The 1,094-nt window shown below is 43.9% G+C and carries 1 protein-coding gene; it reads left to right on the top strand.

Features of this window, described 5'->3' with window-relative positions:
• On the top strand, positions 1 to 929 hold a 929-nt coding region (locus tag BM377_RS16095), incomplete at its 5' end, for an IS110 family RNA-guided transposase (RefSeq protein ID WP_092251006.1).
• Positions 930 to 1,094 lie beyond the last annotated feature (165 nt).

Genomic DNA, 1,094 nt, shown 5'->3' with positions numbered 1-1,094 from the left:
GTGTTATCAACCCGTTATATACAAATCTTTACAGAAAAGGTCAAAGCCTTAGAAAGACGAAAACGGATAAAGTCGACGCCAGTTCGATCGCTATGATGTTAATAACCGATAAGACTCTCAAGCCCTACTCGGACATATCATATCACAGCGAGGAATTGAAGTCATTGACGCGTTACCGTTTCGATAAGGTTCAGGAACGAGCAAAGCTTAAAACTTCAGTTTCAAGACTCGTGAACATCCTTTTCCCGGAGTTGGAGCACATGGTACCGTCACTGCACCTAGCATCTGTTTATGCTCTACTCTCTGAGATGCCCGGAGCCTCATATATCGCTTCCTGCCATCTCACCCATCTAAAATCTGTTCTATATACGTCCTCTAAAGGCCGTTATAGCGATGATATGGCTCGCAGCATACGTGACGCCGCAAGAGACTCTATCGGCTCTGTAATGTCGCCTAAGTCGATGGAATTAAAGCATACCATCCATCTGATAGAAGTCTTAACGGAAGAGATAGATGAGATTGAATCCTCTATCAAATCCATCATGGATACCTGTAGTTCTCCTATAATGACCATCCCCGGTATCAGTTACAGAATGGGGGCTATGATCCTCGCAGAGATAGGTGACTTTTCTCGCTTTGAGAATGCAGATCAGATCCTTGCTTATGCGGGTATGTCACCCTCCACCTATCAATCCGGTCAGTTGGAGTCATCCCATTCACATATGGAGAAGCGCGGCTCCAGATACCTTCGCTATGCTCTCTTTAATGCCACTAAATTCGTGTGCAAGTGGAATGAGTCATACGCAGCCTATCTCTCGAAAAAGATAAGTGAGGGCAAACACTACAATGTTGCAGTTTCCCATGCAACAAAGAAGCTTGTACGGATGATCTACCGAATGGAACTTACCGGCGAACCATACCGGGGATAACTTCTGTCTCAACCTTTTCTATGAGCACCCTTATGGATGCTCTTTTTGTCATGCAGTTTTCAAGGTACTGATTGCAGGAGATAAGCTCCTGCCGCTTTCTAAAACACATTTCTGCGTCTCAATCAAAATCTCAAAAAATCTATTGACTTATAATAGTTAGTCTTT

This window comes from Butyrivibrio sp. INlla21 (assembly GCF_900116875.1).
Taxonomy (GTDB): Bacteria; Bacillota; Clostridia; order Lachnospirales; family Lachnospiraceae; genus Butyrivibrio.
This window is presented reverse-complemented; position numbering and strand designations above follow the sequence as displayed.